This is a genomic window from Companilactobacillus sp. FL22-1 (assembly GCF_043951805.1).
In the GTDB taxonomy this organism is placed as follows: Bacteria; Bacillota; Bacilli; order Lactobacillales; family Lactobacillaceae; genus Companilactobacillus.
This window is the reverse complement of sequence record NZ_JBINJY010000007.1, coordinates 21589-35040: the sequence shown is the minus strand read 5'-3', so window position 1 is coordinate 35040 and position 13452 is coordinate 21589. Positions and strand designations below refer to the sequence as shown.

At 37.8% G+C, this 13452-nt stretch carries 15 protein-coding genes; 3 read left to right on the top strand and 12 right to left on the bottom strand.

Annotated features, from left to right (window positions below; all coding sequences use genetic code 11):
- The first annotated feature begins 83 nt into the window (after window positions 1–83).
- From plsY to ACG72T_RS07000, 3 genes are all read left to right on the top strand, one after another.
- The gene (gene plsY / locus ACG72T_RS07010) at window positions 84–713 is read left to right on the top strand and encodes a glycerol-3-phosphate 1-O-acyltransferase PlsY (RefSeq protein ID WP_395265471.1); all 630 of its coding nucleotides are present in this window, start codon (window positions 84–86) and stop codon (window positions 711–713) included.
- A 114-nt stretch (window positions 714–827) separates the two neighbouring features.
- Window positions 828–1541, top strand: a complete 714-nt coding sequence (locus tag ACG72T_RS07005; protein ID WP_395265470.1) for a DUF3862 domain-containing protein — start codon at window positions 828–830, stop codon at window positions 1539–1541.
- Between the two features lie 167 nt (window positions 1542–1708).
- Complete coding sequence (locus tag ACG72T_RS07000) at window positions 1709–2263, top strand: hypothetical protein (RefSeq protein WP_395265469.1); 555 nt, start codon at window positions 1709–1711, stop codon at window positions 2261–2263.
- 99 nt (window positions 2264–2362) lie between these two features.
- Here the strand turns inward: ACG72T_RS07000 and ACG72T_RS06995 are convergent, their stop codons facing one another.
- The 12 genes from ACG72T_RS06995 to ACG72T_RS06940 form a co-directional block, all read right to left on the bottom strand.
- Window positions 2363–3241 carry an aldose 1-epimerase family protein gene (locus ACG72T_RS06995; protein ID WP_395265468.1) on the bottom strand — a complete coding sequence of 293 codons (879 nt, stop codon included), beginning with the start codon at window positions 3239–3241 and terminating at the stop codon, window positions 2363–2365.
- A 10-nt stretch (window positions 3242–3251) separates the two neighbouring features.
- Window positions 3252–4685 carry an ATP-dependent protease ATPase subunit HslU gene (hslU, locus tag ACG72T_RS06990; RefSeq protein ID WP_395265467.1) on the bottom strand — a complete coding sequence of 478 codons (1434 nt, stop codon included), beginning with the start codon at window positions 4683–4685 and terminating at the stop codon, window positions 3252–3254.
- Window positions 4686–4704: 19 nt separating this feature from the next.
- Window positions 4705–5229, bottom strand: coding sequence for an HslVU peptidase proteolytic subunit (gene hslV, locus ACG72T_RS06985; protein ID WP_395265466.1), 525 nt, complete (start codon window positions 5227–5229; stop codon window positions 4705–4707).
- A gap of 15 nt (window positions 5230–5244) precedes the next feature.
- Complete coding sequence (gene xerC / locus ACG72T_RS06980) at window positions 5245–6144, bottom strand: tyrosine recombinase XerC (protein ID WP_395265465.1); 900 nt, start codon at window positions 6142–6144, stop codon at window positions 5245–5247.
- Window positions 6145–8232 carry a type I DNA topoisomerase gene (gene topA / locus ACG72T_RS06975; RefSeq protein WP_395265464.1) on the bottom strand — a complete coding sequence of 696 codons (2088 nt, stop codon included), beginning with the start codon at window positions 8230–8232 and terminating at the stop codon, window positions 6145–6147.
- Between the two features lie 99 nt (window positions 8233–8331).
- Entirely contained in the window at window positions 8332–9150 is an 819-nt protein-coding gene (gene dprA, locus ACG72T_RS06970; protein WP_395265463.1) for a DNA-processing protein DprA, read from the bottom strand.
- Window positions 9151–9192: 42 nt separating this feature from the next.
- Window positions 9193–9972, bottom strand: coding sequence for a ribonuclease HII (locus tag ACG72T_RS06965; protein WP_395265462.1), 780 nt, complete (start codon window positions 9970–9972; stop codon window positions 9193–9195).
- Window positions 9962–10816: a ribosome biogenesis GTPase YlqF gene (ylqF, locus tag ACG72T_RS06960; RefSeq protein WP_395265461.1), complete on the bottom strand. Its 855-nt coding sequence runs from the start codon at window positions 10814–10816 to the stop codon at window positions 9962–9964. Before ylqF ends, ACG72T_RS06965 begins: the two co-directional genes overlap by 11 nt.
- A gap of 23 nt (window positions 10817–10839) precedes the next feature.
- Window positions 10840–11064 carry a YozE family protein gene (locus tag ACG72T_RS06955; RefSeq protein WP_395265459.1) on the bottom strand — a complete coding sequence of 75 codons (225 nt, stop codon included), beginning with the start codon at window positions 11062–11064 and terminating at the stop codon, window positions 10840–10842.
- Between the two features lie 13 nt (window positions 11065–11077).
- Window positions 11078–11671, bottom strand: a complete 594-nt coding sequence (locus ACG72T_RS06950; protein ID WP_395265458.1) for a YpmS family protein — start codon at window positions 11669–11671, stop codon at window positions 11078–11080.
- 2 nt (window positions 11672–11673) lie between these two features.
- Window positions 11674–12522 (bottom strand): GDSL-type esterase/lipase family protein, encoded by an 849-nt coding sequence (locus ACG72T_RS06945; protein ID WP_395265457.1) that lies wholly within the window; start codon window positions 12520–12522, stop codon window positions 11674–11676.
- 43 nt (window positions 12523–12565) lie between these two features.
- Complete coding sequence (locus ACG72T_RS06940; RefSeq protein WP_395265455.1) at window positions 12566–13408, bottom strand: DegV family protein; 843 nt, start codon at window positions 13406–13408, stop codon at window positions 12566–12568.
- Window positions 13409–13452: the final 44 nt, after the last annotated feature.

The following is a 13452-nucleotide window of genomic DNA, read 5'->3' as shown; positions in this document are numbered from 1 at the left end:
TCTAGGTTGGTATTTACATTTCCTTTAAAACACCATAGAGTTACAATATACCAAAAAAATAAAGCTAAGAGAGTGATTTTTTAATGAAACTTCTCATTTGTGTAATTTTAGCCTATCTAATCGGCTCATTTCCAACCGCATATCTCGTTGGTAAAATATTTTTCCATAAAAATATCTTCGACTACGGTAGTGGAAACGTTGGGACAACTAACGCTTATCGGGTTTTCGGTAAAACTGCTGGGACGGTCGTTTTAGTGATCGATATTTTAAAAGGAACCTTAGGCGCATTGATGCCAGTTTTCTTTGGTCTTAACCGTCACTTGATCCTATTCGTCGGTATCTGTGCTGTTATCGGACACTGTTATTCGATTTTCCTCAAGTTCCGTGGTGGTAAAGCTGTTGCTACTAGTGCAGGTATTTTACTAGCATACAATCCACTGTTGTTTTTGATCTGCTTTATCTTACTAGCAAGTATCGTTTACGTGACTAGCATGGTCAGTGTTGCTAGTTTAACGACGATCTTAGTCTTCACCATTATGACCCTCTTCTTGCATGACTGGATCTTAACCACTGTCGCTGTAATTGTTACTGTCATTATTTATTATCGTCATATTCCTAATATCAAGCGACTTTTGAAAGGTCAAGAGAATCTGGTTCCAATTGGTTTACGTTATAAAAAGCAACAAGCAAAGGCCAACGAAAAAAATAAATAAGGAATTTTTAAGCAAAACTAAAATTAGTTTTGCTTTTTTTATAATATCAATACTTTTAGGTACTGTTACTGATAGAATGAGTTTAAAGCGTTATCAATATGGGAGGAGTCAGTTATGGATCACAATAATAATTTGCCATCCAGAACGCAATATCAACGTTCTTTGCGACGCAAAAAACAACATTTCTATCAAAAATGGTGGTTCTGGACCATTATCGTCTTAGTTCTCTTAGCTGGAGGAGGCGTAACTGCGATGAAATTGACCGCTACTGGTCCTTTCCATACCACAACCAAAGTCGCTAAATCGACCAAGTCAAGTCAGAACAAGTCTAAACAGACTAAGGTAAATAAATCTGGCGTAACTTTTGCTCAATACAGTGGAATTTATCTGAATGAAGCTCAAGGTACACCTGTAGAAACCGTTGAGAGATTGCTCGGTAAAGCCGATTCAACAAGTACTTCTAATGCCAACAACACTAAAATCCAAACTAAAACTTGGAATAAGATTCAAAATGGTGGCAACGGCTCAAATCTAAAAGTCAATTTCATCCATGGGCGTGCTGTTAGTAAAGTCTTGAATGGCTTAAAAGTCACTCGTGATAAGAAGTTGGGCTTAGATGCTTACATGTCGATTCAAAATGGGATGCCTGAAAGCACTATTTTAAATAACTTGGGTAAACCTAACAGCTATAGCGAATCACTCAACAATAATCAGCTATCAAAGAGTTACACATATAGCACAGGCATTTCTGGCAAGACAGGAGCTCAATTCACCGTCAAGTTCACCGATGATAAGGTCAGTGGTAAAACTCAATCAGAACTGCAATAAAGCTTAATTTGAGCCATCGGTTATTTAACGTCATTCACTTCGGTGAGTGACTTTTTTTTTGCTTTCAAAAGTCTGATTGACAAACGCCGTTCTCATATCTGAATACCTCAAGTGTTATATTGTTATTAATGGATTTAAATAATATTCAGGATATGGGGGATATCAGGATGAAAAAAATTATCACATCAGCTCTACTAATTGCTGCTACCCTTTCACTAGTAGCATGTTCAAATAATAGATCAGCTAGCTCTTCAACTGAAAAAAAAGATAAAACTACCGCCGTTGCCAAAAAGACAGTCACCAAAAAGAAGACTCCTGCAGCTAAGAAAAAGACTGCAAAAAAATCTACTACATCCAACCAACCTGCAAATGATCAGAATAATAACCAGCAAAATAATTCTAATCAACAAGTTCAGAATCAGACCTCTGATCAATCGCAACAGGCAACTAGTACAAATACTAATGCTCAGCAACAAAGCGCTCAGAACTCGCAACAACAGTCAAACGGTATTTCATATGATGAGAATACTTTAAGTGGTTTCATCAATAAATACGGTGAATCTCCAGCCGCTTACAAAGTGGACCATGGTATGTCACAATTACAAGCTTTACAAAGTACGCCTGATGATATGAAAACCTTTGGCGAAAAACAGACCCAACAAGGCATGGAAAAGGGCTATTTGAACCCCGATGGTAGTGCTGCTAACCAATATGGCTATTAATATTTGATAATGAAAAAACTACAAAATAAAGCCTCAACATTCTTAATGAACGTTGGGGCTTTAAATATGTGTTGTTTAAATTTACGAAAAAACGTAATACTACTTAACGCTGATTGAGAAGTAAGCTTCAAATTGTTCTTTAGGAGCTAACTTATTGATTGCGTATTTATTCTTAAAGTCATTATCTGAGTCAGTCTTATCAGCAAGTCCCCACCATGGTTCGATACACATGAACTTACCATTGTCGTCAGGATATGTTGACCACATACCGAAGAATTTAGCGTTTCCGGTATCCAAAGTTAATTTGTGATCAGATTTTGGACTAGAAATAGTTACTTCTGCCGGTGCATTCAAACGATAAACTACAGCGTCATCGACGAAGTAGTCACGTGTCATTGGGAAGTTTTGATTGTCGACTTTCTTTTCGCCATTCAAATCAATCAAATGGTTGTCAATTGGAATATGAGTTCTAGTTTCAACCGGATCAACTTCAACTTGATAGTCTTCAAATTGTAAATCCTTGTCAAATGGTACCTCAAAGCCTGGATGTGCTCCAATTGAGAAGTACATGTCGTCTGATTCTTCCAAACTATCAACTAAATATAAGATCTGTACAGTATCTTTAACTAGTTGATAAATAATTCTTAACTTAAAGTGATATGGATATTTTTCCAAGCTGGCTTCGCTCGTAGTTAAGCTCAAAACCAATTTTGAATCAGTCTGTGAATCGAGGCTAAATTCTTGGTCACGAGCAAATCCATGTTGAGTCATCTTGTATTCTTTGCCATCAACAAAGTAGTGATCATCCTTTAGGCGACCGACAATTGGGAACAAAACAGGTGCATGTCTGCCCCAAACGTTTTTGTCTGCTTGCCAGATAAACTCTGAATCTTCATTGTTCTTGATACTGCTCATTTCAGCACCGAGTGAATTTACTTTTAAAGTTAAGAAGTCGTTCTTCAATTGATAAACTGTCATTTTTATCCCCCTAAAGAATATAACGTGAAAGATCTTGATCAGAAGCAATTTTACCAACTTGTTCGTGGACATATTCACGAGTAATGGTAATGTCGCCCATTTGCATATCAGGTCCTTCGTAAAGAATATCTGCCAAGATCTTTTCCAAGACAGTAGAAAGTCGTCTAGCACCAATATTCTGATTACTATTATTTAATTCAAATGCGATTTTTGCAATCTCTTCCACGGATTCTTTAGTAAAAGTTAAATGTATCCCATCAGCTCTTGTAAGCGCTACATATTGTTTTGTCAAAGCATTGTCTGGCTTTGTCAAAATTTGAATGAAATCGTCTTCTGTCAAATCGTTCAATTCAACTCTGATTGGGAAACGGCCTTGCAACTCAGCAATCAAATCGCTTGGTTTACTTTCAGCAAAGGCACCGGAAGCAATAAAGAGAATGTGATCGGTATCAACCGGACCATATTTAGTGTTGATTCGTGAACCTTCGACGATTGGCAAGATATCACGTTGCACACCTTCACGAGAGACTTCACCCGAATTACGTTTATCGCCAGCGGCAATCTTATCAAACTCATCGATAAAGATGATACCGTTGTTTTGAGTTCTTTCGATAGCTTTTTGATAGATCTCGTCATGGTCAACTCGCTTTTGTGACTCTTGTTGGATCAACAATTCTCGAGCTTCTTTGACTGGCAAAGTTCTCGTAATTGTCTTCTTAGGCATCAATGAATCCATCATTCCGGACATGTCGATACCCATTTGACCCATTTGGTCGTCCATTGGCCCAACTTTTTTAGACTCTTCGACCTTGATCGTAACTTCAGTGTCTTCTAGCAACCCTTTATCCAATTGTTCTTTGACAGACAAACGTTGGTCACGGACTTCATCAGTTACTTCTAAATTAGCATCTGGATCTTCATCAACTGTATCAGAGTTGTTAAAAATGTTGCCCAAACCTTGACCGCCATTTTGCATGTTATTGAGCATGCTCATAAAGTCATTGTTATTTTGGCGTTGTTCTTTTTTAACACCAGGTGCAATCAACTTAACCAAACGCTTATCGACGTCACGGCGAACTTCAGGTCTGATCTCGTCAAATTTTTCTTTTTCGACCATTGAAACGGCAACGCTGACTAAATCACGGACCATTGATTCAACGTCATGGCCCACATAACCGACTTCCGTAAACTTAGTTGCTTCCACTTTTACAAATGGAGCATTGACGATTTTAGCCAAACGGCGGGCAATTTCAGTCTTACCAACACCAGTAGGTCCAATCATCATTAAGTTCTTTGGAGTGATTTCTTGTTGCAATTTCTTTGGTACTTGCATCCGGCGGTAACGATTGTAAAGCGCGATCGCCACAGCCTTCTTTGCATCAGTTTGACCAATAATGTAATTATCTAGTTGAGCCACAATTTCTTTTGGTGTTAAAGTTTCCATTTATTTAATAATCTCCACTCTAAAATTTGTCAGAAATAATGTTATCGTTAGTAAAAATATCGATATTTGAAGCAATATTGATTGCCTCAACGGCAATTTGTTCAGCTGTCATATCTTGGGCATGACGTTGCATAGCAATGGCTGCGGCTTGCGCGAAATTACCGCCAGAACCAATAGCGACTACATCTTCGTCAGGTTCGATCACTTCTCCACTACCAGAGATCAAAAGCAAGTCATCCTTATCCATTGCGATCAACATGGCTTCAAGCTTTTGCAAAGTTGGATCTTTACGCCAATCTTGAGCAAGTTCAACAGCTGCTCGTTTTAAATTACCTGAATAAGCTTTGAGCTTCTTTTCTAGCCAGTCTTGTAAAGTGATAGCATCAGCTACCCCACCGGCAAAACCGATCACAACTTGGTCGTTAAAAATACGTCTAACTTTGTGTGCGGAACCTTTCATAATAAATTTTTCGCTTAATGTAACTTGACCGTCACCAGCAATTGCGGTGTGGCCATCATGCTTTACAGCAACTATTGTAGTCATTGATTTACCTTCCTCTTATCTTGGAAAATATTTTTTGTAGTCTTTTTGTAAATGCTCCATTGTCACATGAGTATATATCTGTGTCGTCGATAAACTGGAATGTCCCAGTAACTCCTGCACAGTCCTCAAATCTGCCCCATGATCTAACATGTGCGTGGCAAATGTATGACGTATCATATGCGGATGTATATCAGATGTCAAGCTTGTTTGCTTGATTATCTGATTCAAAATATATTCGATCCCACGACTAGTCAAATTTTTACCACGACTATTTACAAAAACATATTGATGGTCTTGATGATTCTTCGTCATCAACACTTTTCGTCCTTGATCAAAATAAACCTCTAATGCACTCTTGGCATAGCTTCCAAAAGGAACATAGCGATCCTTGTCACCTTTACCATGAATCAACACGATTTCATTAGAAAAATCCAATTGATCTAACAATAGATTAGCACACTCACTGACCCGCATGCCAGTGGCATAGAGCAATTCTAATAAAGCTGCGTTTCTTTGAGAAAGTGGATCATCCCCTTTGACTGCTTCAAAGAGTTGATTCATCTCCTTTTCATAGAAAAATCGTGGCAATTTTCGCCCTTTATGACGCAATTGCACGAGATCGAAGGGATTGGACTTAATAAACTTATTCCGAACTAAAAAGTTATAAAATGACCGCAACGCCGAGATCCGTCGAGAAACGGTCTCATCTGCATAGTTTTTTTCATCTAAATAAGTCAAATAAGTTTCGACATCGATTCGATTGATCTTCGTAAATCCATGAAAACCACCATTTTGGTCTAAAAAAGAAACAAAATTATCTATATCTTCTAAATAAGATTTTTTTGTTTCTTTCGAGTAATGATGATTAACCATTAAATTTTCGACAAATTTATCGATTAATTTTTTTTCTTTCATTTATTTCTGAATAGCCTCTTCATAATCACCATTTGGACAGATTACTTGACGGCCACCCTTAACCTTTTTCTCAACTAAGTAGTGACCATCTTTTGGACAATCACGGCCAATTGGTTTGTCCCATGAAACAAAGTCACAGTCAGGATATCTTGAACAACCGTAGAAGATACGATTCTTCTTGGATTTTCTTTCGATGACTTGACCCTTTTTACACTTAGGACAAACGACGCCTATCTCTTTAACGATTGGTTTAGTATTACGACATTCTGGGAAACGTGAGCAGGCGTAGAACTTACCGTAACGTCCCATCTTGATAACCATTGGTGCACCACAGATATCACAATCCATTCCCGCTGGTTCGTCTTTGATTTGAACTTTTTCAATCTTGTCTTCAGCAGACTCAAGTTCCTTAGCGAAAGGCTTGTAATAGCGATCTACGACTTTGACCCAATTTTCGTTACCTTCTTCGATATTATCAAGTTCATCTTCCAAATGGGCAGTAAAGTCCACGTTAACAATGTCAGGGAAGTAGTCTTGAATCAAATTATCAACGATTTCACCAAGTTCAGTCGGTTCAAAACTCTTTCCATTTAATTTTACGTAATAACGACGCTGGATCGTATCAATCGTTGGAGCATAGGTTGAAGGACGACCAACTCCGTTTTCTTCCAAAGCTTTGACCAATGAAGCTTCAGTGAAACGTGCAGGTGGTTGAGTAAAGTGTTGTGCTGGATCATTTTTATCAAGTTTAGCTTTGTCGCCTTCGGCTAATTCTGGTAAGATGTTATCTTTTTTCGAGCTGTCTGCAGCACTTTGATAAACCTTACGGTAACCTTCAAACTTGATTTTTGAACCATTAGCTCTGAACATAACACCATTTTGTGACAAATCAACTGTCATAGTATCAAAGACAGCTGGTGTCATTTGACTAGCAACGAATCTTGACCAAATCAAGCTGTACAAGCGGAATTGATCACGACTAAGGATCTCTTTAAGTGAAGCTGGAGTACGAAAGACTGATGAAGGACGAATGGCTTCATGGGCGTCTTGTGCACCTTCTTGGTTCTTATCCTTACGTTCTTTAACAATTGCGTATGGCTCGCCATATTCTTCATGAATGAACTTGGAAGCATCAGCTTCAGCTACTTTTGAAATACGTTTCGAATCGGTACGCATATAAGTAATTAAACCAACGGTACCCTCTTTGCGGCCCAGGTTGATTCCTTCATACAATTGTTGCGCAATCATCATGGTCTTTCTAGTTTTAAAGTTGAGTCGTTTGTTGGCTTCTTGTTGAAGTGAACTAGTTGTAAATGGAGCAGCTGGCATCCGTTTACGTTCCTTTTTCATCACTTTATCAATATTAAAGTCTTTTTTCTTGTCGACTTTTCCTAAAACAGCTTGAACCTCATCATTATTTTTGAGGTCAGCTTTTTTTCCGTCAAGTCCATAGAAATTAGCCTTAAATTTCTCTTTTCCGTGTTTAAAAGTTGACTCGATCGTCCAGTACTCTTCAGGCACGAATTTCTTGATTTCATTTTCACGTTCAATTACAAGTTTTAAAGCGATTGACTGCACACGACCTGCACTCAAACCTTTTTTAACTTTGGCCCACAAAATTGGTGAGATCGAATAACCGACCAAACGATCTAAAACACGACGGGCTTGTTGAGCATCGACCAAGTTCATATCGATCGAACGGGGTGTTTTAAAGGCTTGTTTAACAGTGTCTTTAGTAATTTCATTGAAGACAACTCGATTTTTATCGTCATCATTTAATCCCAATAGATGTGAAACATGCCAAGCGATGGCTTCACCTTCACGATCCGGATCGGCTGCTAAATAGACACGTTTAGCTTTTTTTGCTTCTTTTTTGAGATCTTTAATTACGGGGCCTTTACCACGAATCGAAATATATCTTGGTTCATAGTTATGTTCAATATCAACACCCATTTGACTCTTAGGCAGATCACGAACATGTCCCAATGATGCTACTACGTGATAGTTACGTCCCAAATATTTTTCAATAGTTTTTGCTTTTGATGGTGATTCCACGATCACCAGATTTTTTTGCTTAGTTGATGGCACGTAAAGTGCTCCTTTCCAATGGATCAATTAAAACTGACAATATATTAATCACAGATTTTTTCATTTGTCAATCTAAACAATAAACTGACAAGTTTAAATTTAAAAATTATTAAAGTCGATCAATGGCGTAGCGCCTTCCTCAATTAACCGGTTACATCCAATAGACAAAGGACTGTCGATTGCTCCAGGAATTGCCAGCACCTCGCGATTATTTTCTAATGCTAGATCCGCAGTGATCAGTGAACCACTGTGACGATTGGCCTCAGTCACGATAACCTTTTGACAAAGACCAGCAATGATTCGATTTCTTTGCGGAAAATGTTTACCCATCGAAGGAGTCCCTGGTGGGTACTCACTGATAACCAAACCTTTATCCATAATTAAACTTTGCAATTCCAAGTTTGACTTCGGATAAACCTGATCTAAGCCACAGCCGATAACAGCAATCGTTCGACCAGAATTATGTAAAGTATGATAATGAGCAAACGAATCAGCTCCGCTTGCTAGACCGCTCACAATAGTATAACGATTTACCAAACGTGGGACAAGCTTTTGCAAGCAACGAAAACTATAATCTGTCGCTTTTCTGGCCCCAACAATTGCAATGCAATCAGTCTTAAGTAAATCAATCTTTCCTGAAAAAAACAAGAGTGCCGGCGGATTATAAATCGTTCTTAATAATTGTGGATACTCTAAATCTAAAAAATTGATAGCTGACGGCAATTTCTGAGGTTGCACTGTTAATAATAGAAGAAACTGGTTATATTTAGCAATTCCTAATTGTTTTTTTAAGAAATTACTGACTTCCAATTCTAGATTAGCACTTTTTATAGATATTTTTATAATTTTTAGCATCAATTCATTTGAAACTATGCCAGTCATTTTGCATCTAATTAATATTTCTGTCAAATTAGCCATAAGAAAAACATCACTCCTTTGAATGAAATTACGGAATGATGTCTACTCGTGATACAATTTAACAATTTTTTTTACTGGGGCAAAACTTAACCGATGGATCTTGGTGCGACCGACAGCATCCAAAGCTTGCAAATGCTGCTTAGTACCATAGCCATCGTTTTGTTCAAAGCCAAATTCCGGATAGAGCTGACCATACATCGACATTAACCGATCTCTGGCTACTTTAGCCACGATACTTGCGGCACCGATACTTAGAGATTTGGCATCGCCTTTGATCAATTTAGTCTGTGGTATATCAACTGGTATAGTCATTGCATCAACCAAAATATGGTCTGGCTTGAGGTACAAATTGTTGATCGAATCACGCATTGTTAGTTCAGTAGCGTGATAAATATTCTCTCGATCGATTCTCTTCGGACTACCTACTCCAAGACTGATATCAAGCGCTTGATCACAAATTTGACGATACAATTCAGCACGTTTTCCTGCCGAAAGCTTCTTTGAATCATCGACTTGATAGAGCGTATTATCAGGTGGCAAAATAACCGCGGCTGTGACCACTGGCCCGGCTAATGGTCCACGTCCAACTTCGTCCACGCCAGCAACCACTTTGCCGTTATCCCAATATGGTTTTTCTAAAAACTCTTTACTGTGAAATCTGGCAATCAAAGCTTGTTGCTTACGTAATTTTTCTTGATAGCTAGCCAATAATTTTTGCACGCCAACTCTGGGATCACCAGCTAATTCAGCCAGCAAGTCAGCGGAAACATTCGTTTGACTTAACAGTGTTTTTATGTCTGAGATGGTATATTTATTCTTCATAAAACTCCCCAGGAACATCAAACGTCAAGCGGCCTAGCTTTAATTTACGCACATCATCGATGATCCGTTTAGAAGCTCGGTCATAGTCATCTTTATAGCCAAATTTCTTGGTTAAATTCATCAACAACTCTGGTGTCGTATGATTGAAGATGTCAGTATTAGTTAGTTTATAGGCTTCTTGTAATTGGTCCATATAATGCTCCTCGAGGAAGTTCAGAGCATAGATAGCTACATCATCAGCCGCATAGATTTTGTCCTTAATAGCGCCTGAAAGAGCCAATTTCATCCCTACCTTAGGATCATCTATTTTAGGCCACAAAATACCAGGAGTATCGAGTAAATCGATACCAATATTAGTTTTTAACCAATTTTGATTCTTCGTCACACCAGGCTTATTACCCGTGACGGCCACATTTTTACCGACCAGTCTGTTCAAAATGGTCGATTTGCCAACATTGGGAATACCGACACACATCGCTTTGATTTGGTAATTCTTAACGCCATTTCTTTCATAACGCTCAATCTTTTCAGAAAGTTCTGAACGAATCATACTCTTAATTTGATTCAAACCTTTATTGTGCTTGGCGTCTAGCTCAATTGAATTGGTACCTTCCTGCTCAAAATTAAGCTTCCAATCCCGGGTAACTTTAGGATCGGCCAAATCCGACTTATTCAAAATAATAATATGCTTCTTTTGGTCAATTATTTGTTCCAAAACAGGGTTTCTCGAAGAGAAGGGTAATCTTGCATCGACAATTTCAAGGACGATATCGACTAATTTTAAGCGATCCTGTACTTGATTTTTTGCCTTGTTCATATGTCCGGGGTACCATTGTAAAGCCATTGCCATCACCTGTTTTCCTCAAATTATTTTTTATCTATTTCTTGATACTTCTGATAAACCTCATCAAAAATCGTCATACTAGGCAAATAGCCAGCATTCAATTCTAAATATTCGGATAATTTTTGATAATCTTGCTCTTGTTTAGGAAAAGACGAGTCATGAAAAGCATTGTTGGCAAATTCTGCTTCTGGTTCAACGCTTTCCACATTACGAAGAGTCATTAAAAACTCATAAAAGCTGCGTCTCATTGTGGTCTCCTTCCTACTGATTATCCGTAATTTTACTATTCATCACGTCAAAGGACAATTTATTATTTTTCAAATCAATCTTCTTAGCACGGATGCCATAGCCCTCTTTGGTCGTAAACTTAGTGAATTTCAACAAAATCGATTTATCATGTCCATCGATATTGACCCATTCAGGAGTCTTAAAACTATTCTTAATATAATTCAAGACAAATGAGATTGGCAATGACAAATCTCCTATTTTCATCTCTTTAGCCTTCAGTAAAACATCACCATTAGTCTTGGCATATGGTTGCATGAGAATCGTAAAGTGAATTTTTGCGCCTAAAAAGTCAACTGAGCCGGTCAATTCGGCATCTTTTTTCAAAATCAACTGATAATCAGTTTTTCCATCATTCAAAGTATTCTTTAAATAGTACTGAGCCATTTTATTTGCTTCTTGCTTATCCATATTGACGGTAAAAACCTTGCTGCTCTTGTCGGCAATAGTGGAAGATACTTGATAACTATCAGAAGAGGAACTAAAAGCTTTGATCCCCACGTATCCAAAACAAATAACTAAGACTGCTACAAGTGTGATAAATGCATATTTCCAATAATTTTTCTTCATGATTATTTATAAAGCCACTCCTTTGTCGTTCCCTTAACCTTACTAAAAACCTTGTCTGTCATCATATCATAACCAGTTCCATTTGGGTGAAAGTGATCTTTCTGGTAAAGATAAGGATTACTGCCAGTCTTTTTGACCTTCTTAGTAATTCCTTTTGGCTGATAAAGATTATTGATATCGACAAAGTAAGTGTCATTAATCCCAGCAGCTACTTTGGCTGAGCCTTTATTCCAATTGATGAAAGCTGTCTTTGCATTTTGAACGTTGCTTAGATAAATACTGAATGGATTGTAAATTCCAATCAGATAGATCGGTGCATTTTTGTTGTAAGATCTAATATCTGTTAGTAAAGTTTTCAAACGCTTGTCAAATTGCACTTGCTCAGCTGCAATTTCGCCAGTAGTCAAATCCAATCCCTTCTTTTGCAAAAGGTGCATGAAATCATTGCCGCCAACCGTGACCGTAATGATATCAGCATCAGGAAGATCACGGTGAATATTTTTATCATTTTCGATTCTTTTCATGATCTGTTGACTAGTATCGCCAGAAACACCATAGTTATGTGACTCAGTCTTCACTTTATATTTAGTTTGAACTTTTTTTGTCAACCGAGTGACATATCCGCCACCGACTGATTTAGAATCGCCCACTCCTTGTGTCAGTGAATCGCCGATTGCAACGATACTGATTTTTTTCTTCTTAGGAATAACTTTTTTCTTAGGCTTAGTTGTCTTAGTAACTTTAGTTTGCGTGACTTGATTCTGACTGTTGCGGACAAAGTAATAGGTCCCTCCACCAGCCAAGAAGATCAAAACGATTAATCCTATAATCCAAATACTTTTTCTTTTCATTTAATAATCCACTTTCAAAAAAAAGCTGATGACATCATCAGCTTTACTCAGTATAAAATTCAATTGCAAAGGCTCCAGAACCAGCATGGGTAGCAATTACCGGACTCGTGACTCTAATCAGTAATGGGACTTCCGGAACTATTTCCGCTAATTTTGCTTTCAATTCATTGACATAATCCATATTATCAACGTAAGAAATCCCAATTGCTTTGATGTTCTTCAAACTTTTGATTTCTTCCATCACATTATTCATATATTTTTCAATTGTCTTGCGACCACGGCCACGTTTAGCAATGTCCAAACTATTATTCTTGAGTGTTAAAACCAAATTGATATTCAACAACGTTGACAAAGTTCCGGCAAAGCGACTCAAACGTCCACCACGCAAGATATTTTCAATACTAGTAACGCCCATATATAAATAAGTATGGTCTTGAATTTTCTTAATAGCTGTTTTAATTTCTTCAACCGACTTACCCGCTTGAGCCATTTTAGCAGCTTCCAAAACTTGGAAACCTTGGGCACGGTCAGTGAATTCTGTATCAATAACTTCCATGTGACGATCAGTCATCTCGGCTACTTGACGTGCTGCATTGATAGTTCCACTAATAGCAGGCGTCATGATCAAAGCTAAGATGTCAGTGTAATCTTCTGGAACTTCATCGATAATATTCATGAAAGTCCCGATTGATGGTTGAGATGTCTTGGGTAAATCTTTCGAAGAATCCATTTCTTCAACAAATTTTTCTCTGGTAATATCTACGCCGTCGACATATGTCTTATCATCTATACTGATAGTTAATGGAACAATACCAATATTATATTTCTGAATTTCCTCTGGTGTTAATTGTACCGATGAATCGGCAAGGATTTTTACTTTACTCATTTTATCCCTCTTTCATAGGGTCTTAATTCTTGATTGTTTCAATT

Coding starts and splice junctions, on each gene's coding strand:
- ACG72T_RS06945 (WP_395265457.1), bottom strand. CDS start 12,522: ATGAAAAGAAAAAGTATTTGGATTATAGGATTAATCGTTTTGATCTTC.
- hslV (WP_395265466.1), bottom strand. CDS start 5,229: ATGACTACAATAGTTGCTGTAAAGCATGATGGCCACACCGCAATTGCT.
- ACG72T_RS06940 (WP_395265455.1), bottom strand. CDS start 13,408: ATGAGTAAAGTAAAAATCCTTGCCGATTCATCGGTACAATTAACACCA.
- ACG72T_RS06995 (WP_395265468.1), bottom strand. CDS start 3,241: ATGACAGTTTATCAATTGAAGAACGACTTCTTAACTTTAAAAGTAAAT.
- ACG72T_RS06965 (WP_395265462.1), bottom strand. CDS start 9,972: ATGAAGAATAAATATACCATCTCAGACATAAAAACACTGTTAAGTCAA.
- ACG72T_RS07000 (WP_395265469.1), top strand. CDS start 1,709: ATGAAAAAAATTATCACATCAGCTCTACTAATTGCTGCTACCCTTTCA.
- plsY (WP_395265471.1), top strand. CDS start 84: ATGAAACTTCTCATTTGTGTAATTTTAGCCTATCTAATCGGCTCATTT.
- ACG72T_RS06955 (WP_395265459.1), bottom strand. CDS start 11,064: ATGAGACGCAGCTTTTATGAGTTTTTAATGACTCTTCGTAATGTGGAA.
- ACG72T_RS06950 (WP_395265458.1), bottom strand. CDS start 11,671: ATGAAGAAAAATTATTGGAAATATGCATTTATCACACTTGTAGCAGTC.
- ACG72T_RS07005 (WP_395265470.1), top strand. CDS start 828: ATGGATCACAATAATAATTTGCCATCCAGAACGCAATATCAACGTTCT.
- xerC (WP_395265465.1), bottom strand. CDS start 6,144: ATGAAAGAAAAAAAATTAATCGATAAATTTGTCGAAAATTTAATGGTT.
- dprA (WP_395265463.1), bottom strand. CDS start 9,150: ATGGCTAATTTGACAGAAATATTAATTAGATGCAAAATGACTGGCATA.
- hslU (WP_395265467.1), bottom strand. CDS start 4,685: ATGGAAACTTTAACACCAAAAGAAATTGTGGCTCAACTAGATAATTAC.
- ylqF (WP_395265461.1), bottom strand. CDS start 10,816: ATGGCTTTACAATGGTACCCCGGACATATGAACAAGGCAAAAAATCAA.